At 35.6% G+C, this 23,465-nt stretch carries 19 protein-coding genes and 1 pseudogene; 18 read left to right on the top strand and 2 right to left on the bottom strand.

What is annotated here, in order from left to right:
• The first annotated feature begins 53 nt into the window (after window positions 1-53).
• The 3 genes from secA to HN643_03895 are packed head-to-tail and all read left to right on the top strand — an operon-like array spanning window position 54 to window position 3,878.
• The gene (gene secA, locus HN643_03905; protein ID MBT7500784.1) at window positions 54-2,789 is read left to right on the top strand and encodes a preprotein translocase subunit SecA; all 2,736 of its coding nucleotides are present in this window, start codon (window positions 54-56) and stop codon (window positions 2,787-2,789) included.
• 37 nt (window positions 2,790-2,826) lie between these two features.
• Complete coding sequence (locus tag HN643_03900; protein ID MBT7500783.1) at window positions 2,827-3,105, top strand: hypothetical protein; 279 nt, start codon at window positions 2,827-2,829, stop codon at window positions 3,103-3,105.
• 2 nt (window positions 3,106-3,107) lie between these two features.
• Entirely contained in the window at window positions 3,108-3,878 is a 771-nt protein-coding gene (locus tag HN643_03895; protein ID MBT7500782.1) for a hypothetical protein, read from the top strand.
• A gap of 65 nt (window positions 3,879-3,943) precedes the next feature.
• Here the strand turns inward: HN643_03895 and HN643_03890 are convergent, their stop codons facing one another.
• On the bottom strand, window positions 3,944-4,480 hold the full coding sequence (locus HN643_03890; GenBank protein MBT7500781.1) for a DUF3228 family protein: 537 nt from the start codon (window positions 4,478-4,480) through the stop codon (window positions 3,944-3,946).
• Between the two features lie 629 nt (window positions 4,481-5,109).
• Between HN643_03890 and HN643_03885 the strand changes: the two are divergent.
• The 14 genes and pseudogenes from HN643_03885 to HN643_03820 all read left to right on the top strand — a co-directional run bounded on the left by HN643_03885 (window position 5,110) and on the right by HN643_03820 (window position 22,389).
• Window positions 5,110-5,502: pseudogene (locus HN643_03885) on the top strand (protein translocase subunit SecD).
• Window positions 5,503-6,024: 522 nt separating this feature from the next.
• Complete coding sequence (gene secD, locus HN643_03880) at window positions 6,025-7,092, top strand: protein translocase subunit SecD (GenBank protein ID MBT7500780.1); 1,068 nt, start codon at window positions 6,025-6,027, stop codon at window positions 7,090-7,092.
• 19 nt (window positions 7,093-7,111) lie between these two features.
• Complete coding sequence (gene secF / locus HN643_03875; protein ID MBT7500779.1) at window positions 7,112-8,008, top strand: protein translocase subunit SecF; 897 nt, start codon at window positions 7,112-7,114, stop codon at window positions 8,006-8,008.
• Window positions 8,009-8,392: 384 nt separating this feature from the next.
• Entirely contained in the window at window positions 8,393-9,505 is a 1,113-nt protein-coding gene (locus HN643_03870; GenBank protein ID MBT7500778.1) for a hypothetical protein, read from the top strand.
• Between the two features lie 147 nt (window positions 9,506-9,652).
• The gene (locus HN643_03865) at window positions 9,653-11,374 is read left to right on the top strand and encodes a hypothetical protein (GenBank protein MBT7500777.1); all 1,722 of its coding nucleotides are present in this window, start codon (window positions 9,653-9,655) and stop codon (window positions 11,372-11,374) included.
• Between the two features lie 56 nt (window positions 11,375-11,430).
• Window positions 11,431-13,302 carry a type IV secretion system DNA-binding domain-containing protein gene (locus tag HN643_03860; protein ID MBT7500776.1) on the top strand — a complete coding sequence of 624 codons (1,872 nt, stop codon included), beginning with the start codon at window positions 11,431-11,433 and terminating at the stop codon, window positions 13,300-13,302.
• A 127-nt stretch (window positions 13,303-13,429) separates the two neighbouring features.
• Window positions 13,430-14,119, top strand: coding sequence for an rRNA pseudouridine synthase (locus HN643_03855; GenBank protein ID MBT7500775.1), 690 nt, complete (start codon window positions 13,430-13,432; stop codon window positions 14,117-14,119).
• A complete protein-coding gene (locus HN643_03850) occupies window positions 14,120-15,898 on the top strand; it encodes an ABC transporter ATP-binding protein (protein ID MBT7500774.1) in 1,779 nt (592 codons plus the stop codon).
• A 57-nt stretch (window positions 15,899-15,955) separates the two neighbouring features.
• On the top strand, window positions 15,956-17,149 hold the full coding sequence (locus HN643_03845) for an ATP-dependent Clp protease ATP-binding subunit (GenBank protein ID MBT7500773.1): 1,194 nt from the start codon (window positions 15,956-15,958) through the stop codon (window positions 17,147-17,149).
• A 43-nt stretch (window positions 17,150-17,192) separates the two neighbouring features.
• The gene (locus HN643_03840) at window positions 17,193-17,894 is read left to right on the top strand and encodes a hypothetical protein (GenBank protein ID MBT7500772.1); all 702 of its coding nucleotides are present in this window, start codon (window positions 17,193-17,195) and stop codon (window positions 17,892-17,894) included.
• A 15-nt stretch (window positions 17,895-17,909) separates the two neighbouring features.
• Window positions 17,910-18,260 carry a hypothetical protein gene (locus HN643_03835; protein ID MBT7500771.1) on the top strand — a complete coding sequence of 117 codons (351 nt, stop codon included), beginning with the start codon at window positions 17,910-17,912 and terminating at the stop codon, window positions 18,258-18,260.
• A 4-nt stretch (window positions 18,261-18,264) separates the two neighbouring features.
• Complete coding sequence (locus HN643_03830; protein ID MBT7500770.1) at window positions 18,265-19,755, top strand: O-antigen ligase family protein; 1,491 nt, start codon at window positions 18,265-18,267, stop codon at window positions 19,753-19,755.
• Window positions 19,756-19,892: 137 nt separating this feature from the next.
• The gene (locus tag HN643_03825) at window positions 19,893-21,362 is read left to right on the top strand and encodes an MBL fold metallo-hydrolase (GenBank protein MBT7500769.1); all 1,470 of its coding nucleotides are present in this window, start codon (window positions 19,893-19,895) and stop codon (window positions 21,360-21,362) included.
• An 88-nt stretch (window positions 21,363-21,450) separates the two neighbouring features.
• A complete protein-coding gene (locus tag HN643_03820) occupies window positions 21,451-22,389 on the top strand; it encodes an S-methyl-5-thioribose-1-phosphate isomerase (GenBank protein ID MBT7500768.1) in 939 nt (312 codons plus the stop codon).
• A 94-nt stretch (window positions 22,390-22,483) separates the two neighbouring features.
• Here the strand turns inward: HN643_03820 and HN643_03815 are convergent, their stop codons facing one another.
• A complete protein-coding gene (locus HN643_03815; protein ID MBT7500767.1) occupies window positions 22,484-23,017 on the bottom strand; it encodes a hypothetical protein in 534 nt (177 codons plus the stop codon).
• A gap of 220 nt (window positions 23,018-23,237) precedes the next feature.
• On the opposite strand from HN643_03815, the gene HN643_03810 reads away from it, so the two are divergent.
• The coding region (locus tag HN643_03810; protein MBT7500766.1) for a ribulose-bisphosphate carboxylase large subunit at window positions 23,238-23,465 on the top strand (228 nt) is incomplete at its 3' end.

Below are 23,465 nucleotides of genomic sequence, written 5' to 3'. Positions count from 1 at the left end.
GCTAAATTATGATAGTATATTCTTGTAAATATAAATAGTAAATTGTAAATATCATGAAATTGTTCAAGAAATTTTTCAAAGACCCTAATCTAAAAGTAATTGAAGAAATTCAACCAATAGTTGACCAGGTTAATGCTTTTAAAGAAACATATCAAAAATTAACTGATGAAGAGCTAAAAAGCATAACCGCAGAGTTAAAAGCTGAACTTAAGAGTGGAAAAACTTTAGATGATGTTTTACCTAAAGCTTTTGCAGCAGTTCGTGAAGCTAATAAGCGAACTCTGAACGTTTTTCATTATGATGTGCAGATAGTCGGTGGTGTTGTTTTGCATCGCGGTGAAATTGCGGAAATGAAAACAGGTGAAGGAAAAACTCACGTAGCCGCTCTGGCCTTATATTTAAACGCGCTTGAAGCCAAAGGCGTTCATTTGATTACGGTTAATGATTATTTAGCTAAGCGTGATTCTGCTTGGAATGGAGCTGCTAATCATTTACTAGGTTTAAAAACTGCTTGTTTGGTTCATGACCAAGCTCTGATTTATGACCCAGAATATATTGATGAACAACAAAAAGATGAGCGAATTAAACATCTTCGACCGTGTTCTAGAAAAGAAGCTTATTTAGCAGATATTACTTATGGTACAAACAGTGAATATGGTTTTGATTATTTGCGTGACAATATGGTTTCAGATATTCATCAGAAAGTACAACGAAATTTGAATTATGCAATTGTAGATGAGGTTGATTCAGTTTTGATTGATGAAGCGAGAACTCCATTGATTATTTCAGCTCCGGCGGAAGAGTCAGCCTTGCTTTATAGAAAATTCGCACAGCTAGTTCCTCGCTTAACTGAAAATGAAGATTATAATATTGATGAAAAAATGCGAGCCACCACTCTTACTGAAGAGGGTATTGAAAATATCGAAAAAATCTTAGGTATGGGTAATATATATACTGAAGGTGGTATTCAAATGGTTCATCATTTGGAACAAGCTCTAAGTGCTCATGCGTTATTCAAAAAAGATAAGGATTATGTTGTCAAAGATGGCGAAGTTGTTATTATTGATGAATTTACTGGACGTTTAATGCAGGGCCGGCGTTATTCAGAAGGTTTGCATCAGGCGATCGAGGCCAAAGAAGGTGTGGAAGTACAAAAGGAAAGTCGAACTTTGGCAACCATTACTATTCAAAACTATTTCCGAATGTATAAAAAATTATCTGGCATGACGGGTACAGCGGCAACTGAAGCAGAAGAGTTTGCCAAAATATATGATTTGGACGTGACCGTAGTCCCAACAAACCGACCGATAGTCAGAAAAGATTTGCCAGATCGAATATATTCTTCAGAAGAAGGTAGATTCATGGCGGTGGTTCGTGAAATAAAACATTTGCATGAAAGCGGACAACCGGTTTTGGTGGGTACGATTTCTATTGAAAAAAATGAATTATTGGCTAGTTATTTACAAAAAGAAGGTGTGCCGTTTGAATTATTAAATGCAAAAAATCATGAGAAAGAAGCCGAAATTGTTTCCCAGGCTGGCCGACTAGGTGCAGTTACAGTGGCGACTAACATGGCTGGCCGTGGTGTGGACATTAAGCTTGGTGGTGACCCTTACAACAAGGAAGAAGCTGAAAAGGTAAAAGAAGTTGGAGGTTTATTTGTCCTTGGTACAGAACGTCATGAGTCACGTAGAATTGATAATCAACTTCGTGGTCGTTCTGGTCGTCAGGGTGACCCAGGGGCTTCTCAGTTTTATATTTCCATGGAAGATGATTTGATGCGGATTTTTGGTACAGATAGGGTGAAAGGTTTAATGCAACGTTTAGGTGTGCCAGAAGATACACCAATAGAAAATAAAATGATTTCCAACTCAATTGAAAAGGCTCAAACCAGAGTGGAAGGCCATCACTTTGATGTGCGTAAACATTTAGTGGAATATGATGATGTTATTAATAAACAAAGAACTGTAATTTACGAAAAACGACTGCATATATTAGATTCTGCCAAGGAAGAGCCTAAGGAGTTACGCAAATTGGTTTTGGATATGGTGACAGAAGAATTGGAACAAGTAATCTCGTTTCATACTGCGGAAACCGATCAGAGTAAATGGAACTTAAAAGAAATTGCCGAGGTGGCAGGAACAATTTTCCCAGTTAGTCAGGAGGTCCGGTCAGCTTTGGCTGGTATCGGGAAAATTTCTGGTGCTGATGGATCAAAACGTTCTGGCGATAAAGCCATGGATACAGTTGCTAGGACTAATTTGATTGAATATTTAGTCAAAGAAGCTAAAAAACAATACGAAGTTTTGGAAGCACAAATCATAGAACAGTCAGGTGTCGAAGATACCATGCGTCAGGTTGAAAAAGAAATTATGATTCGCAGTATTGATAATCTTTGGGTTGATCATCTTGATGCTGTCTCTGCAGTTCGAACAGGAATCGGTCTGCGCGGTTATGGTCAACGTGATCCTTTGATAGAATTTAAGAAGGAAACTTATCGCATGTTTATGGAGTTGCAGAATTTAATTCAAAGACAAGTCGTCTATAGTATTTACAAAGTTGGTATAACTTCAAAAATGACCAATTCAATCATGGATACTGATCAGCAACAAACTTCAAATATTAAATCCAGTGGCCAGTTCAAAAATGCAGATCCTTATGCAAACGTAAAAAAGGGTGACGCGCCAGTCGTTGAAAGTAAAGTTAAAAACGAAGAAGGTGATAAGGTTGGTCGCAACGATCCGTGTCCGTGTGGAAGCGGTAAAAAGTACAAGAAATGTTGTGGTTAAATTAGTTGAAAGTTTAATTAATAAATTATAAAAAGCTATGTTTGAAAAAATGTTTAAGAAAAAAGAATCTGAGATCCCAATGGCTGACCTGGTTCAATCTAATTTAAAAGTAGTTGGTGGTGAATATGTAATTGATGGTTTAACTCAGGAGCAAGCTGAAAGTTTATTAGCTTTTGCTCAAAAGAAGGGTGTGGATGGTGAAATGAAAATTGAAGGAGCCCCTGAAGGTGTGGTACAAACAGAAACAGTTACAGTTAATTTGGGCCATACTGCGGATTGTCATAAACCATTATATGAAGCTTTGGGCCTTGAATAAACATGACGTTCAAAGAATTAAAAACAACTGAGCAACCTCAGCCAAAGATTGAAAAACTTTTTGGGCATTGTTTTGCTTTGAAAGAAATAGAGCAAGGTGATAAACTTCCAGTTGGTGGCGACAGTATATTTTCTGGTGAAGCGAATATTGAGACAATATGTGACCTTGAACAATTTGCAGATTTTTTCAGTCAAACTGCTGAGCTTGCAGATGGATATGATTTACCTAACTTGAAGAAATGGTTAAATAATCAAGGCTTTGAGTTTGATGAAGCTTTGTTTGCTAAGTTGTATGCTTTTTCTGTACAGATGGAGAAGAGTTTTCCTGCCTCAGAAGGTGTTGAAGATAAAAGGAAAGAATATTATCACGAAAAAAAACAGGATGCTAGATTAAGTGAAGTTTTGACTGGTGGATTTGCTCAGTGTGCGGAAATCGCAGCAGTGGCACAGGGGTATTTACAGCAATCTAGAGTGGACGCAACTTATTTTAGTGGTGATGTTGTCTGGTCAGGTGAGCATGAGTTTTCTGGAGAACACAGTTTTCTTGTAATTGAACATGCTGGTAAGCAATATATATTTGATCCTACTAATCCAGTTGATACAACTGCTGGAAATTTTCCTAGTATATACATTCTAGACAAAGATTTTTTGCAAGAAATGAAGCAAGGTACAAAAAAGTTTGTGAAAGCCAAAAACTTACTTAGTAAAAAAGACGCATACTTCGGTGTGAATAATGGTACTAATGTGGATGCGAAAAGACATTTTGTTGAGTAACTTAAATTTAATAATACGATTAAATAAAACGACCCTCTCGATATGATCGAGGGGTCGTTTGAGTTTTACTTTTCTGCGCACATTACGCGGGTAGACCAGTAGATGATGGCCTTGGCAAACTCTTCAGGCGTGTATTCGGCTTTCGTGCCACCGGGCAGTTCCAGAAAGTTTCTGGCCATAGCGACTGGAGTCAGTGGCTCTTCCTCAACAGTTGTTCGAGCATTGATGCTGATAAGTTCCCAATCAGCTTCAGTTGAAGCATCGTCACCCAGGATGTCGTGTCGATACATAACCAGTTCTACGAACTTGGCGGCATCTTTCGCTCCTGTGGTCGAAACCACATGGAGGTACGGATCTTCTCCTTCTTGGCGAGCAGAGAATCTGATTTCCAGTCCCGCATCTGGGCTATCGACTTCCACAACACCGGAAAAAAATCCTTTAGCTGGTACTGGTACCAGCTCGACCCCATCTCGGTAGCCCGGCTTGGCTAAGGGAAAGTTGTCTTCGATCAGAGCCAAAAGTTCAGTATCCAATCCCTCAAAGTGGGAAAATCGCGATTCTAGGGTCTGTCGACGAACGAACTTGTTGATTGCAAATTTCATGAGTTCTCCTTTTTACCCTGGGGGGTCAAGGAACCAAAGTTCCAGATTTCCAAATATGATTCCAGAAGTTATTGCAACCACGAAAATACAGAACAGCCAGAATTTGAACAGCATAAAGATAGACCCTGTGTCCCAGCTGAATTCTTCTCGAAAACGCAACATTATTCCAAGAACGAAGCTGGTTAGAACAAAGACTATGAACAAAATCCATGAGGTGATCAACATTTTATTGCCTCCGTATCAAGCCTGTTATGCTCGTTTTTGAATTAAAAAATCAATATACTTCGAAGTAATATAGCATGAAATTAATATTTTGTCAATCGTTCTCTCAAGTTGCAGATTAAAATGAAAATTGGGAATTTCTGAATTATTTAGAGTAATGAGTATAATTTACAAAGAATATTGCATTTTTTCTTTAATTGATATAAAATAGTGGCATAATTTCGTGTATTTGATATACTAATCTTAGTTATAAAAAATTGATACTCTGAAGAGATAAAAAGATAAATGAGTTAATTATTTAGACAAATTGTAAAAGTTTATTGTTATCTCCTTTATCCCCTTTATCCCCTTTTGTTTTTATGTCCAAAAAATTAAAAAAGAGAACTAAAGTTCGATTGACAGTGGTCATGATTTTTTTGTTAGCGTTCACGTTGCTTTTATTCGATGCGCCAGTAATTTATGACAAGTCAATTGATTTTGCAAATAGTAAATTAGGAATTGAAATGCCACACTTTGCTAATGTGCCATTCCGATTAGGTTTGGATCTTCAGGGTGGTACGCATTTAGTATACGAAGCGGATACTGAAAAAGTCCCTACTGGTGAAAAAGGTGATGCACTCGAAGGGGTTCGCGATGTAATTGAACGTCGAGTCAATGCATTCGGAGTATCTGAACCTATTGTACAGGTCAATAAAGCCAAAGGTAAGTGGCGGGTGATTGTAGAGTTAGCTGGAATTACTGATGTTAGGGAAGCTATCAAAATGATTGGGGAAACTCCACTCTTGGAATTCAAAGAACAAAACGAAGAGCCGCCACGAGAATTGACTCCTGAAGAAAGACAAGACTTGGAAGCTTTTAACAAAAAAGCAGCTACAGATGCTAATGAAGCATTGAAAAAAGTTTTAGCTGGTGATGATTTTGGTCAGGCCGCGGAAGACTACACTTTTGGTGCTTTTGAAGCAAATAGTGATTTAGGCTGGATTACTGCTAATGGCGAATACAGCTATTTGTTTGAAAAAGCAGAATTGGTTGAGCCGGGTAATATTTACCCACATCTGATTGAGCAGGAGAATATTTATACTATATTGAAAGTAGATGATAAACGGGAAAACGGAGTTGAGGCTAAAGCCAGTCATATATTAATTTGTTATACAGGTGCTAGTAATTGTGAAGCAGAATATAGCAAAGAAGGGGCTCAGATGAAGATTGATGAGCTCAAAGCAGAGGTAACTGCTGAAAATTTTGCTCAGTTAGCTAAAGAAAATTCAACTGGTCCTTCTGCACCTGACGGTGGGGATTTAGGTTGGTTTGGTCCTGGACAAATGGTACCTGAATTTGATGAGGCAGTATTTACTATGGAGGTGGATGCAATTTCTGAAGTCGTAGAAACTCAGTTTGGTTATCATTTAATTAACAAAACAGAGGAGCGACCAATTATTGAATATGATGTAGCTCAGGTTCAGATTAAAAAAATGGTTGAAACGGAAATATTGCCACCACAAGAACCTTGGAAAAATACTGAGTTAACCGGTAAGCATTTAAAAAATGCTAGAGTCGAATTTGATCCTAATACAAATTTCCCTGAAGTTGCCCTAGTTTTTAATGATGAAGGAAAGGACTTGTTTGCAGAGGTTACTAAACGTAACGTCGGTAAGCCGGTTGCTATATTTTTAGATGGCGAACCAATCAGTGTCCCTAGGGTAAACGAACAAATTTCTGGCGGCGAAGCTATTATTACTGGAGACTTTGATATTCAGGAAGCAAAATTATTGTCTCAACGATTAAATGCCGGTGCTCTTCCAGTTCCTATTGATTTGATCAGCCAGCAGACCGTTGGTGCTAGTTTGGGTGCAGATTCCCTGCAGAAGAGTTTATTTGCTGGAATTGTCGGTTTAATTTTGGTAGCTCTATTTATGATTATTTATTATCGACTGCCAGGATTGCTCGCTGTATTAGCCCTACTTATTTACGGCGTTATCATTTTGTTCATATTCAAGGCTATTCCTGTAACTTTAACTTTGGCCGGTATTGCTGGTTTTATATTGTCCGTTGGTATGGCAGTTGATGCAAATGTTTTGATCTTTGAAAGATTGAAAGAAGAGTTGCGAATGGGTAAACCATTGGGAACGGCTATTGACGAAGGATTCAAGAGAGCTTGGACTTCAATTCGTGATGGGAATGTTTCAACTTTGATTACCTGTTTTATTCTAGCTTGGTTTGGTACCAGTATGATCAAAGGATTTGCTATTACTTTGGGCATAGGTGTGATTTTGAGTATGTTCTCAGCTGTAGTTGTTACTCGTCAGCTTTTGTACATGTTTGTAAATCCAGAAAAGCATGACAAGAGATTGTGGTTGTTTGGCATAAAGAAAAAATCGGATCAAGATTAATAATAAATATAATAAATATATGTATCAAATAATTCAAAAAAGAAAAATTTGGCTAACCTTATCTAGTTGCTTGGTCGGCCTAAGTATAATTTTTATAGTAATTTTTGGTCTTAATCTTGGGATTGATTTTACTGGTGGAAGTTTACTTGAAGTTAAATTCCTTGAAGATCGACCGGAGCCACAAGCTATTTCTGATATTGTTGCCAGTGTCGGCATTGAAGGCGATATTGTTGTTCAACCAACTGGAGAGAAAAATGCAATAATTCGTTTTCAGTCAATTGAAGAGGAGACTCATCAGTTAATTTTTGATAAACTTAAAGAAAGTTTTGAAGACAAAGTTCAGGAAGAACGTTATGAAGCAATTGGTCCTGCAATTGGTCAGGAATTAAAAACCAAGGCAGTGTATTCAATGTTAGTTGTGATTATAGCTATTGTTGTTTATGTTGGTTGGGCTTTTCGTAAAGTTTCATATCCTGTTAAGTCCTGGAAGTATGGAGTGATTGCTATTATCGCTTTGGTCCATGATCTTGTAATCACGCTTGGTGTGTTCGCCCTTTTGGGTAGATTTATGAGTGTTGAGGTTGGATTACCGTTTGTGGCGGCTCTGCTGACTATTCTTGGTTATTCAGTTAACGATTCAATAGTTGTGTTTGACCGAATTAGAGAAAATCTTGGCCGTCTGGTTAAAACTGATTTTGAAAGTATTGTTAACCGTTCGGTTAATGAAACTCTAGTTCGATCCATCAATACTTCAGTTACTACTTTGTTGGTATTGTTAATGGTTTTCATTTTTGGTGGAGCGTCGATTCAGTTTTTTGTCCTTGCCTTGATTATCGGTATCCTTTTTGGAACTTATAGTTCTATCTTTTTGGCCAGCCCATTATTGGTAATGTTTGAAAAGTATTGGCGTAAGTAGTATTAACTAGAAGGTAATTAGAATTTGAATATATAAAACCAGCCTTATTAGGCTGGTTTTTGGTTATTTATCTTTTAATTAGTCTCTTGACAGTATCCCATAAATGAGTTAAGGTATAGCAACAATCTTGACAAAGATACAAATAACTTGCCATATATTGTTAATTTTAAAAGAAAAGGTATCATCTGTCAAGTTTTTATTTTCACTAAATTTAGGCAATTGTGCTTAGATTCCTTGACAATAATTTATTTATATGATACTATAGTGATGTAAATTAATGCAATTATTAAGAGCTAAATGGAGGGGCTTATATATTTTAGCTTTGAATAATATTATTAATAAGTACATAACTGATAATAAGCTTGTCGGTTATAACATAAGTTTATGACTAATCATGACTCACAAGTCAATTTTCAAGACTTGTTTGTGAACTTGCTTTCAAAGCTGTCTGAACGTGAGCAAGAGGTTTTAAAAAACCGTTATCACTTAACTAGTAATCTTGATAAAAAAGCCACTCTAAAACAGATTGGTGATGTTTACAATATTACTCGTGAACGTGTAAGACAAATCGAAAAAGAAGCAGTTCGCAAATTTGTTGAGCATGCTAAAGCTGAAGAGTTTGCTATTCCTTTGAAGCAAATTGAACAAGCTTATATTACTTTTTTGGAACAAAAAGGTGGCCTAGTTAGAGAAGATCATTTGCTTGAAGGTTTTGTTAAACAAAATCACAACTTTGATGAACTTCACACTAATGCTTTTCTTTTTGCTCTTGAGCACTTCTTTGGTTCAACTCACAAGGTAGATAATCATGACGCTTTATACAGCGCTTGGAAACTGCAAAACGTTGAATTAGAAACTATTGTTCGACTAATTACTCAGTTGGAGGAAGTTTTAGCTCAGGAGAAAAAATTATATAGTCAATCAGACATGCTAGAGTTGGCAAAGTCAAGTTTAACAGAGGAGTTAAAAACTCTATTAAATGATTATACAGCGAAACATAGTCTTGATTTAGAAAATTTTCTAGAATCATATCTGCAAACTACTTCAAAGATTGAAAAAAATATCTTGGGTGAGTGGGGATTGACTGACTGGGATACTATTAGACCTAAGAAATTGGGTGATAAAATAAATTTAGTTTTCCAAAAGTTAAAGAAACCATTACACTTTAGAGATATTGCAGAAAATATTGGTAATGCCAAGTTTGATCACAAAAAGATTTGTGCAGCTACTGTTCATAATGAATTGATTGCTAATGACGGCTTTGTGTTAATTGGTCGTGGTTTATATGCTCTAAAAGATTGGGGATATTCTACTGGTACTGTCGCAGAAATCATCAAACAGGTTCTTGAGCAAGCTGGTGGTCCAATGACTAAGGAAGATATTTACAATAAAGTTTTGGGTCAGCGTCAGGTTAATAAGTCAACAATTTATTTGACTTTAATTAATCGTGAGAGGTTTGAGAAAACTTCAGATGGCAGATTTGATGTTCTAAAATAACAATCACTTAAAATAAAAAGAAAATCCTAGGTTAATCCTCGGGTTTTCTTTTGTTTAAAATCTATTTTATGGTATAATAAATTTGATTATTTAGCCGGTTATTACCGGCAAGATTTTAGGTTGAAGTATAATTATTATATTGTCTCTATGAATATGCTACCATTTGAAATAACTTTAGATTGGAGCTGGGTGTACAACCTTGGTTCTCAGCCTTTTCACGTGATTCTATGGCACTTTTTTGTTAATGGTGGCTGGGTTTTGTTTTTGGTTGTAGGTTTGTGGGGCGCATGGCATAATTTTGTTTATTGGCGTCAAAGTATTTATTCTGCCAAGCAAAGTTATATCTTTTTGGCGATTGATATTCCAAAAGAAAATTTACAAACCCCCAAAGCAGTAGAAAATATTTTTACGGCATTAGCTGGATCTCAGCAACCGTTAGACTGGCACGAGTTGACATTTAAAGGAAATTTCCAGCTTTCGTACAGTTTTGAAATTGTTAGCATTGATGGTTTTATTCAGTATTTGATTCGAACTCCTGTCCAATTTCGTAATTTAGTTGAAGCTGCAGTCTATGGGCAATATCCTGAAGCAGAGATTACAGAAGTCGAGGATTATACTGCTGATATAAATGTAAATTTTCCTAGTGATGAATATAATATTTGGGGAGCTGACTTGGTTTTTACAAATAAGGAATATCATCCAATTAAAACATATATTTCGTTCAAGGAAGAGTTAGATAGTGAATTTAAAGATCCAATGGCCGCAGTTTTGGAAGTAATGAGTGCAATTGGGCCAGGAGAACAGATTTGGTTACAATTGATAGCAGCTCCAGCAAGTATTGGTTGGGAAAAAGAAGGATTTAAAGAAGTGGATAAGTTGATGGGAGTGAAAGCAAAATCTAAACCATCGATTCTTGGTAAAATTCTAGATGCACCAATTGCTTTTTTGAATTTATTTGGAGAGCAAATAATTGGCCAACCAGTTTTGGGTATGGGTGAGGCTGTTGAGGAAAAAGCCGCGGATTCCAGATTTTTGGATATGTTACCACCAGTAGAAAAAATGCGAGTTGATGGGATTGTCAATAAAGTTGATAAGGTGTGTTTCAAGGGAAAGTATCGTTTAGTTTATTTTGGAAAGAGAGAAGTTTTCAAAAAAGGTTTAGGTGTTTCAGGTATGATGGGAGCTATCAAGCAATATGGATCTACAGCATTAAACGGATTTAAGCCAGGAAAAAATAAAACTCAAGCTAAGCTCGCTTTCAAGAATTCTCGTTTACATATAAAACAAAATGCTATTTTGGAAAACTTTAAATCACGTAATGGTGATACTTGCGATGGGAAACAACTAATGAGTGTTGAAGAATTAGCGACTTTGTTTCACTTCCCTCACATTGAAGTAAGAGCACCATTGGTGAAGAGAACAGAATCTCGTCGTTCTAGAGCTCCAATTGGATTACCGATTTCTGAAGATGTTCCAGTGTTAGAAGATTCAGAGGCTGAGGATCTAGAGACCCCGAAGGTAGGAGATAAAGTCCCAGTGGTTGATTATGATAATGATTATTTTGAGCAACGATTTGCCAAAGATAAAACTGGAAAAACTGATAAAGCGAGAAAAGCTAAGATTATTAAGGAGCTAAAAGAAAAGGGAGCATTACCCGACGCAGAGACCGTTTCAGACGAAAGTGAGATAAAGTCCCATGATGACTCTGCCAAAGATACGGATGAGATAAACAAAGCTGATGATGATAATTCGAGTTTTGATGAAGAAAGTATTAGAAAAGATCGGCCTCAAAAAGAAGATGTAGAAAAAATTGATTCAGAAAAAGATCCTTCTGCTGATTTGCCTGGTGGATTGCCGTTTGTGGATTGAGAATCGTAGATTCTATTCTTATGAACTAATTACGAATTACAAATTACTATTTAGATATGGATCAAATAACTCCATTTGCTTTTGCCAATTTTCGCAATCAAAATCGAAAATTTGGGATTAAAACTGATGACCGTAGAAGGCACATGTATATTATCGGTAAAACAGGTATGGGTAAGTCTGTTTTGATTGAAAATTTAGTTTATTCTGATATTCTTAATGGCAACGGAGCCTGCTTAGTTGATCCCCATGGTGATTCAGCTGAACTTATTGTTAATAGTATCCCTTCAAATCGTATAAATGATGTTATTTATCTGAATCCAGCTGACTTAGAAAATCCGATTGCTTTTAATGTTTTGGAAAAAGTCGATCCTAAATATCGTCATTTGGTTGCTTCTGGTTTGGTTGGTGTATTCAAAAAGATTTGGGCGGATAGCTGGGGGCCACGTTTGGAATATATTTTACGAAATACGATTTTGGCGTTATTAGATTACCCTGACAGTACTTTGCTTGGGGTTAATCGGATGTTGGTAGACAAGGAATATCGCAAGAAGGTAGTAGCTAAAGTTCAGGACCCAGTAGTAAAAATGTATTGGGAAAGTGAATTTACAAAATACAATGAAAAATTTTTGACTGAAGCTATTGCTCCGATTCAAAATAAAATTGGTCAATTTTTATCTACATCTCTAATTCGTAATATTGTTGGACAAGTCAAATCGTCAATCGATTTAAGAGAAATTATGGATGAAAGCAAAATTCTTATATTGAATTTGTCAAAAGGGAGGATTGGAGAAGATTCTTCGGCCTTACTTGGGGCTATGATTATTACAAAAATTCAGTTGGCTGCTATGAGTAGAGTGGATATCCCTGAAAAAGACAGAAAAGATTTTTACCTTTACGTTGATGAATTTCAAAATTTTGCTACAGAATCATTTGCAAATATTTTGTCAGAAGCTAGAAAATATCATCTGTGTCTTACGGTTGGTCACCAGTATATTGGGCAATTGGAAGTCAGTGGAAATACTGTGGTTCGAGATGCTGTTTTCGGTAATGTCGGAACAATGATTGTATTTAGAGTCGGTGCTGCTGATGCTGAGTTTTTGTCTAGGGAGTTTACTCCAAGATACACAGAAGAAGATTTGGTGAATTTACCGAAGTACAGTGTTTATATTAAATTAATGATTGATGGTGTGGCTTCAGATCCATTTAGTGCGGGAACATTACCACCAATTTCGAAAAAGACAAGCAGTGAAGAACGTGTCGTTAGGGCAACCCGTGAGCGATATGGTCAGTCTCGTGAAGAAGTTGAAGAAAAAATTGCTCGTTGGAGTGGTGTAGAAACTGAGGCAATGATGGAAAAATTAGAAAAGGAATTAGAAGACAAACGTTTTGGTAAAATAGTTGAGAAGAAACATGACTTTTTATCAGCTATGCGTGGGGATTTTATTAAAGAAGAAGAGAAAGAAGTTCAAGAATTAGAAGTAGCAAAAGAAGCAAAAGCAACTGAGAGCGGAAGAAGTGGGGATAGTGAAAGAAGGGAAGTTCGAGAAGAAGATTTACATGTAGTTGAATGTGATAGCTGTTCAGTAAAAACTAAAATTAATTTCAAACCTGATCCATCACGACCGGTCTTTTGTAAAGATTGCTTAAAAGATTATAGAAAAAAGCAAGCTCTTGAAGAAAATTTACGTGGCAGGAGGAGTGAAAATAGAGGAAGTGGACCAAGTGCCTTGGAGCAAAAAATGCGTAATGATAAAAATAGAAGGTTGTCTGAACAAAAGAAGCCAGCTCCTGTCTCAGCATCTCCAACTAAGCCATCTGCTCCAGCCAATCCTCCACAGACACCAAGGGTCCCAGCCTCAGGTCCGAGTTTGTCTTTGTCAGATTTAAGCGGTTCTAAGCCAACCTCTTTTAAAGGAAACAAACAATAATCAATAACCAATAATCAATAGCCAATACCTAATACCCAATGATCAATACCCAATAGCCAATACCTAATACCCAATAATCAATGTCCAATAGCTAGAACTTAAAACTTGAAATATAATTATGTCAGAAATACGTCTCAATAAATATTTAGCAGATTCTGGAATTGCTTCGCGAAGAAAAGCGGAGCTGTTTATTTTAGATGGCAAAGTTAAGATTAATGGCAAAATAATAACCCAACTTGGAACTAAGGTTGATCCGAATTTGGATATTGTGGAAGTTGATGATCAAGTTGTGAAGCCAGAAGCTAAAAAAATTGTAATAATGCTAAATAAACCGATTGGTTATGTTTGTACGACCAGAAGTTTTAAAGGGGAAAAAAACGTTTTAGATTTGGTTAATTCAGACTTTCGTTTATATCCAATTGGTCGTTTGGACAAGGATTCCAGTGGTCTCATTTTGTTAACCAATGATGGTGACTTGGCACTTAAGTTGAGCCATCCACGTTATGAAAAAGAAAAAGAATACGAAGTGGAAGTTCACCAAGAGTTGTCCAGTGATTTTTTGGAGAGCCTCAAGAGAGGTGTTATTCTTGATGATGAAAAAACTTTGCCGGTGACAGTAAAACAACTAACTTCAAAATCATTTTCAATAATCCTTAAACAGGGCAAAAAACGACAGATTCGGCGAATGTGTGGATTATTTGATTATACTGTTCTAAAACTAAAAAGAGTTCGCATTAATAACTTAGAACTCGGTGATTTAGAGTCAGGTAATAATGTAATTCTAGATCAAAACATCATAAATAAATTATTGGCTTAAATGGCAAAAAAGAAAGGTGCATTCAAGAAAATTACCGGTAGTTTACAATTTTTGATTTTAAAATTGTGGAGCATGCTAAAGCAATTCCGTAAATATTTTATTATAGGATTGGTTTTGCTTGCATTTATAGAAGTAATTAATTTAGTTAGAACTTACGTTTTTAAGGAAATTATTGATAATTTTATTTACACGGATAAGGATTTATTGTTACGACGATTAGCTATTTTGATAGTTATTATGGGGTTCGTTTATTTAATTCAAAGTATTAATAATTTCTCAGTAAATTATTTATTAGCAAAAACGGACATTAAAATTTCTAATTTTTTTACAGCGCTGGTATTGAAAAAGAATCTTGATTTATCCCTACACTATCATGAAAAAGAAAATACTGGTACAAAGTTGAATAAACTACAAAAGGGTGTAGAATTGATAAATTACTTTTTCGAAAACCTATTTTGGAATGTTTTTCCAGCCGCAATGAAATTTGTTTTCAGTTTTGTGTTTTTATTGTTCATAGATTATAGATTAGCTTTTGTTTTCTTTATCATTGTGCCAATATTTTTGATAATAACTTTTCGAGCTAATTATAAAGTTGACCCTTTGCGCGTCAAGATGCGTAAAAAAGAGGAAAAGGTTTATGGTGAGATTGGTCAAGCAATTTACAATATAAAAACCGTTAAAGCATTTACAAGGGAAGATCATGAAAAGCAAAAAGGTGAAAAAAGTTTAAGAAATATATTTTTAATGTACAAAAAGTTTTTTCGGGTCATTTTCAGTTTAAACTTTTTGCGAATGAACCTAATTGGATTGGGGAACATCTTAATTTTTGCGGTCGGTGGTTATTTGACATTTTTAGGAGAAATTACGCCTGGGGAGTTTGTTTTATTTTTTCAGGTTGGAGTCCAAACATATTTTTCATTATTTGAATTAACTAGAACTCTAGATCATATAATGAATGCAAAAGTCGGGATAGATCGATTGCTTAAGGTTATTGACAGTGATGATTATATTGTTAGTCATGAAGACGGAATAAAAAGAAATCTACAGGGAGATGTTGAATTCAAGAATGTATCGTTTGATTATGGAGATGGGAAAGTCCTGAAAAATATCAATTTCAAAATCAAGCACGGAGAAGTTGTTGCTTTGGTTGGCCCTTCTGGTGGAGGGAAGTCTACAGTAGCCAAGCTTTTATATCGATACTATGATGTCACTTCTGGGGTGATTTTAATTGATGACGATCCAATAGAAAATTTTGATATCAAGAATTATCGAAGTCAATTAGGTATTGTTAACCAAGATATTGATATTTTTAGCGACACAGTAAAAGCAAACATTTCATATGGTCGGCCAAAGGCAACCATGAAAGAAGTCCACCAGGCAGCAAAAATTGCAAATGCCGATGAGTTTGTTAATAAATTAAAGAAAAAGTATGATACCTTGGTGGGCGAACGTGGTATTAAGCTTTCTGGTGGTCAGAAACAAAGAATAGGGATTGCTCGAGCAATTTTGGTTGATCCAAAAATTTTAATTCTTGATGAAGCTACTAGTTCACTGGATTCAAGTTCAGAAAAAATGATCCAAGAAGCAATTCATCGAGTTATTAAAAATAGAACAACTATTGTGATTGCTCATAGGTTATCCACAGTTAAAAATGCTGATAAAATAATAGTAATAGCCAAAGGTAGAATTTCTCAACAGGGAACTCATTCACAGTTGATGCGGAAAGGAGGATTATATAAAAAATTTGTCACCCTTCAAACTAGTGGCTATTTAAATTAAATTGTTAAAATAGGCTGAATTTGCTATAATATTGTTATCTTAACATAAAATAAAAATATGGATTTTATTGAAATGAACTGGCCATATATAATTTTGTTTGTGGTTGCAGTTTTTGTGCTTTGGAAATATCGTGGTGATATATTTAAAAAAGGAAAAGGTGGGGCTGGTGATAGCAAGATTAACCAAGCAGAAGTTTTGAGTTTATACACAACAGATCTAACCCAAAAAGCCAAGGACGGGAAAATTGATCCAGTCGTTGGTCGAACGGAAGAAATTGAACGAGTGATACAGATTTTGAGTAGACGAAAAAAGAATAACCCGCTATTAATTGGTTCTGCTGGAGTTGGAAAAACAGCGATTGTAGAGGGGCTTGCACTACGTATCGTCACTAATGATATTCCAGGTGCATTAACAAATAAAAAAGTTTTGTCTTTGAATTTAGCAGATATGATTGGTGGGACAAAATATAGAGGAGAATTTGAGGAGAGAGTGAAGATGTTGGTTGATGAAATTATTATTAAACGACGAAATATTATTTTGTTTATCGACGAGATTCATACTTTGATTCAGTCAAAGGGAACAGAGGGCGCAATGAACATTGGTGACATTTTGAAGCCTGCCCTGGCACGTGGTGAGTTGCAGTCAATTGGCGCTACAACAACTGAAGAGTATGACGAATATATCAAGAAAGATGATGCTTTGGCTCGACGGTTTCAATTGGTTGAAGTTGATGAGCCGACCGTTGATGATACAATTGCAATTCTAAAGGGTATTAAAAAAGATTATGAGGATCATCATAGAGTTAAATTTACCGACGAATCAGTAGAAGCTGCCGTAAATTTTACTGAAAAATTTATCAAAGAAAGATTACTTCCGGACAAAGCGATTGATGTTATGGATGAAGCGGGAGCTTTGGTCAATTTACGCGCTTATGATCTTCCTGATCATGCGTTAAAGCTAATTCGCGCGGCTGCTGAGGATGTTCACAAAGAAATTGCCGCAGCCCCGGATCGAATTAAAGGGATTTTGAGAAATCTGGAAAAATTAAAAATTCAAGAAGAAAAAACTGAGGATCAGGATGAGAAAAAGAAAATTAAATCAAGTATTTTGGATTTAACTTCTGAGATTCAGGAATTAGAAATGAAACACAAGATGGCAACTATGGAAGACAAGTGGCCGGAGGTAACGGAAGCAGACGTCAAAAATGTTTTATCTGGATGGCTGAAATTGCCAATTGATGAAATAAAGTAATTGACGTCAATTGTGTGACTTAACAAAATAACTGATATCTAATATGAAAACAATAACAAGGACAAAAAGTACAACAAGATTAAATACCAAACAAAAGGTGATAGTTGGTGTAAGTATTGGTGCGTTGTTCTTCTCATTGGGGGGGATTCTAAGTACAATGGGAAAGGCCAGGGGATTTGGGTTTGGATGGCCGGTGATGAAACGACCAATAAAGAATAGTCGTATTTATGTTGATACTTCAGTACAGCAAAAGTCAAGAAACGCTATATTACCTACATACCGAAAGAAGACAACAACTCCGATAGTAGAAGCCGAGGTGGAAATTTGTAATAATAATGTGGATGATGATAGTAATGGTAAAGTCGATTGTAATGATTTATATTGTTACAAACGAGATCTTGCCCCAATTAACATTTGTTCAGGGGACAATGGTCAAGGTAGGGTTTTAATTGTTGGTTCGGGATATGGTTTTGTTGAGGCCCTAAAAATCAAGTCTGACATTAAGACAAATAAGTTATATGAATCAGGAACTGAAGCTTGCATTGTAGCATTTGGAATAAATTGTGCGTATATTGAGCAATACTTGACTAATAAATGGGAAAAACTTGATACTATTGGATGTTCAGCCCCGATTAACTTGCAAACATATAATACAGGTGGTGTTTATCGAGCAGTTTGTCAGGGACTTGATGGCGATAATCTGACGGGTGAAATAACTATTCCTGGCATGATAACAAATAATTAATTCTTTGTATCGAATATGAAAAAAAACAATATGGAAACTGTTACTAAAACAAGTAGTAAAACAAAATTAAGTACTAAACAAAAAGTATTGGTTGGTGTAAGTATTGGAGCTTTGTTTTTTTCTGTCGGGGGATTTTTGACTGCTATGGGTAATGCAAGAGGCTTTGGATTTGGCTATCCATTTATGCGACGACCAGCCAAGAGGGTTCGTTTATTAAAGCAAAAGCAAGCTCCAGAAAGGCCAAGACCTACTCCGTACGGGCCAGTAAAGACAAAAACCATGTTACCAGCATACAATGACTGGTGTACGATTCGTTCTAGTACAGGCGGAACAATAACTGTACCTTGTTCTAATTTAAATAATTAAATCAATGGACAGAAAAATTGATAAAATAGTATTCTATTTAATTTTAGGGATGACTTTTGTCATCCCTTTGTTGATTAATCCTTGGGGAATGGAAAGATATGAAGTTGATAAAATCGCTTTATTTTGTTTTTTAGTTGAAATTTTAGTAGTAATTCGCCTGTGGCAGTGTGGAAGTTTTAGTAATCTTTGGGGAAAAATTAAAGAACTCAAATTTTTTAGCTTAGAATCGTTATTTGGTCTATTGTTGATATCATATTCAATTTCAACTTTATTTTCTATCTCAGTGGAAGATAGTCTTTGGGGATTAATTGATCGGCGTTTTGGCTTATATACAATTTTACATTTTGTTTTGTTTTTCTTGGTAATGAAGTCAATCAAGTTTAAATCAGCTCAGGTAAAAATGCTTGCCTGGGTGTTTGTTTTGAATTCATTTTTAATAAGCATCTATGCGATTTTACAAAAGTTTGGTATAGAATTTTTGACTAATGTCCGTTATGTGACCTTGTATCAGGACTTGTCAATTATTCGACCAATGTCCAGTTTGGGGCATCCAAACTATTTAGGAGCTTTTTTGGTAATGGGTAGTGGCTTTATATATTATTTGTTAATTAATAAACAAAAATTGTGGCTCAAGCTGTTTTTGTATTTAGTGATGATAATAAATGGGCTTGCTCTATACCTGACTTTAAATCGTGGCGGGTGGTTGGGCGCGTTAGTGACTGCCTTGGTTTTTCTAATTCTATACACCTGGATTGATCCACAGCGAAAGGTTCAAGTCAGAGGTAAATTAATTTTGTATTATTTAAAAAAAGTGAGCTTGGCATTTTTTGCAATAATAATATTTATTTCGGTTTTTGCTGGTTGGTGGGGCATGGGTGGAGACATTCGTAGTTCAGAAGATATACAACAAGGAAGTTCGATGTATATTCGTATGTTGGAATACAAATATTCTTGGCAATTAATTAAACAAAGTCCAATCATTGGTTATGGACCTGAAACTTATATTCATCAATCAGTTTTACGTCCAAGAACTGAGATCGAGAAAATAATTGACGACCGTTATTCTGATCGGGTGCATAATTTGTGGTTAGATACTTGGTATTCATTAGGTATTGTTGGCTTATTAATATTAATTGCGGTTTACATTAAATTAGGACAAATGATTTGGAAGATTTTACATCGAAGTCAGATGGAAGATAAAAAAATTGTTATCATGGCTACCAGTTCAATTGCTGGGTATTTAGTTTTAGTTCAGTTGCATTTTGACTCATTAATAACTTTATTTATTTTGATGATACTATTTAGCATAATTTACAATAGGTATAATGCTAATATGCGAATTACATGTAAATCTAGCGAATCCCAAATTGATCCGAAGGCATATTTAAGTATACTGATAGTTATTGTTTGTTCTGTTATAATTTTACTTGGCGCATATTTAAATTTAAGCGCAATATATTTGAATACAATTTGTGATATGGGCTGTTTTTATTAAAGAGTGAAATTTGGTATAATATTTATAGCTGAGTACTGATATTACTGATTTAATGATGATGTAAAGAATTTTTTGAAGAAGTAAGAGGATGTTTTTAGAATCTATCAGTGTATCAATATAATCAGTAATTAATTTTTATGAAAATAAAGTTTTGTGGCGCAGCTCAGAATGTAACGGGTTCGCGTCATTTATTAGAAATAAACAACAAAAAAATACTGCTTGACTGTGGTATGTTTCAGGGTGGGAATCGTAAAAAAAGTCGTCTACTGAACGAGGAGTTTTTGTTTAATCCGAAAGAAGTAGATTACGTAATTATTTCACATGCGCACATTGATCATATTGGAATGCTTCCTCGATTGGTAAAACTTGGTTTTGATGGCAAGGTTTTTTGTACTAGAGCAACAAAAGAGTTAGCAGAAGTTATGCTCCTGGATTCAGCTCATATACAGATCCAGGATGCTAGATTTCTAAAAAAGCACAAAAAAGTTCATGCAGAACCACTTTACACAGACACAGATGTTTATGCTTCCTTAAAGTTAATAGAATCTCATGAATATTTCCAAAAGTTCAAAGTCGACGAAGGTATTTGGACTACTTTTTATGATGCTGGTCATGTTTTAGGAAGTGCTGTGATTGCGGTTGATTTCAAAGAAAATAAGGAGTATAAGCGCCTGGTTTTTACAGGTGATCTTGGCCGAAAATACATGCCGATTTTGAATGATCCGTATCAAGTTGATCATGCAGATATTTTAATTACAGAAAGTACTTATGCAAGCCATTTACATGACTCTTTTTCTAATGTTCATGAAGAACTTGAGTGGGCTATAAAAGATGTAATGAAACGAAAAGGCAAGATTATTGTTCCAGGATTTTCATTTGAAAGAACTCAAGCCTTTGTATATGTACTTCATGAACTTTATAATCAAGGCAAAATACCGAAAATTCCAATTTTTGTGGATAGTCCACTGTCTTCAAGAATTTCAAAGGTTTTTGATAAAAACAAGGATTATTATGACGATGAAACTTTTAGGGATTTTGTCGATAAGAAAAAGAACCCACTGTATTTCAAAGAAATTACCTACACTTCAAGTGTTGAAGAGTCAAAACAGCTCAACTTTTACGATAAACCCTGCATTATAATTTCGGCTTCTGGCATGTGTGAAGCTGGTCGAATAATGCACCATTTGAAAAATCACATGACCGATCCGAAAAACTTGATTTTAGTTATAGGATTTATGGCCCAGGGAACTCGTGGAAGACAGATTGTTGAAGGTGCACGAAAAATTAAAATATTTGGAAAAAACTATCCACTAAAGGCGGATGTTGTAGTTCTAAACTCTTTTTCCGGACATGCTGATAAATTGGAACTACTTGAGTACATTCGCAATATAAATGATTTGCAAAATATATTCGTTGTTCATGGAGAAGAAAGCGAATGCGCTATGTTACGTGACAATATTCATAATATCCTAAGGTTCAAAGGCCGTGTGGATGTGGTTGATATGGGCGAAGAATTTGAAATTACAGACAAAGGGACGACTAGCAAGATGGGTAAACGCCGAGAAAATTATATTAGGAAAATGAAAGAGTTAAAAGATAAGGTTTAACATACTCAAGTTTGATTCTTCTTTTTAAATTTTTGGTACTTGTTTCTTTACTTATTACTTAAAACTTACAACTTATAACTTTGAAAATATGAACGCAAACTTAATAAAAATTTATCGTGATATCAAGTCAATCAAGATTCAAGGAGCAACTAATGTGGCCTTAGCTACTGGTAAAGCCCTGAAAAAGTATGCCACTGATTTACAAATTCAGAATAAGCGCGAGTTTGTAAAAAGGATCAAAGAAGCTGGTAAGTACCTAGTTTCTGCGCGTGATACAGAGCCCATGGCTGATAATGTCGTGGAGTTTATTGTTTGCCAGTTAAAGCGAAACAAGGGTGCTGAAATCAAAGAGCAGAGAAAAGTCGTACGTGAATCAGTTGATTATTTTTTTGATTTGGTTGAAAAAAACAACAATAAAATAATCCGCAGTGGCCAGAACCTGATTAAATTTGGAGATAAAGTATTTACTCATTGCCATTCTTCCACTGTAATTAAAGTTTTGCTGGCTGCGAAGAAAGATAAAAAGCGGTTTGAGGTATTTCAAACCGAAACTCGTCCTTTATATCAAGGACATAAAACCGCCAAAGATTTAATCAAAGTTGGAATTAAAAATACTTTAGTAGTAGACAGTGCAGCGCCATATTTAATTAGCAAAATAAGTGGCGACAAGTTTACTATTGATAAAGTTTTAATTGGTTGTGATGCTATTGCGCGTGACGGTTCATGTGTGAATAAGGTTGGCAGTTTTGGTTTAGCTTTAACTGCATTCTTAAACAAAGTTCCAGTTTACGTAGTAACGCAAGCTTTGAAAATAAATGAAGATGCCAAAAATCTAAAAGCTATCCGTATTGAACAACGTAAGGCCAAAGAGGTTTGGTCAAAAGCTCCAAAAAATTTGAAAATTTATAATCCAGCTTTTGATAAAGTGCCCGCTGAATTGATTAAAGGATATATTTGCGAATTCGGTATTGTTAGTCCTGAGAATCTGATCAAGAAAGTGAAGAAGGATTATTCTTGGCTTTGGTGATGTAATGAAAGTAGTTACAGTGAATGTTTTTATGCTCTCGTGTTTTTTGAATAAAAAAACTCCCTGAAACAATGTTCAGAGAGTATAAATATTTCTAGCTCGTAGCTGGCATCATGTGTTGAAAGTACTTGTCAGTCGGGAAAATAACATCCTGACCTTCGAGCTCCATAATATCCACAAAGCCGTGCTCCAAGAGTAGGTGCATACCACGAACGATGGTTGCTGGGTCGCGACCGATTCGACTGGTTTCCTTCATGCCTAAACCAAAGATCCGACTTGAATGAATATTGCAACCATCATCATTTTTCGGGACCAGCGACAAGCGTCCCAGGCCAATCCAACGAAGGAATTTACCAACCAGACCTTTTTTATTGACAAGCTTCAACTTCCAGAAGTTGATTTTTCCGCCTTCATAAATATTGACAATTGTTCGCCAGGTTGACGCATAAAATACTTCGCCGTTGGTGTTGAGTGTTCCTAGAATACGAGCCAGCCATTCACACTCTGCCTTACCATACGAAGTCCTTTCTTGGTACTTGGCAGTAAATAGTTTAGGCGTGCATTTGATTTCAGCTGCTTCTTTCTCAGTAAATTGAACTAAACCTGAAATGGCATTAATTCGACTCATGTTTTTCTCCTTTTGAAAATGAACAATGATACTTCATATAGTAGCAAATCTGCATAAAATTGTCAATGATTTAAGAGTTTTTTTAACTAAAATTACATAAGGAAATATTAACTTTATAAACCTGCCCACAATGCTTCGCATAGCGATGCCCGCCAGCAACGCAGTTAGCTATGCGGGCTGGCAGGCGGGCATTTAACTTTCTAACTTTTAACTAAAAAATATGTCACACGTAGGATTTATTGATCAAGGTTACAAACCAAACTTAACAAAGGATTTGCTGGCAACATTTTACATGGAACCAAATGGTCCATTTGAGGAAGCAGCTGATGCAGTTGCTGGTGAAAGTTCAATTGGTTCGTGGACTGATTTGTCGACTTTGAAACCAGAAGTAGCTAAAAAACTAAAGGCTACAGTTTATTACATCAATCAAAAGCAAAACATTATCAAG

Source organism: Candidatus Falkowbacteria bacterium, from assembly GCA_018674305.1.
GTDB lineage: Bacteria > Patescibacteriota > Patescibacteriia > UBA11705 > JABHMO01 > JABMRF01.
This window is presented reverse-complemented; position numbering and strand designations above follow the sequence as displayed.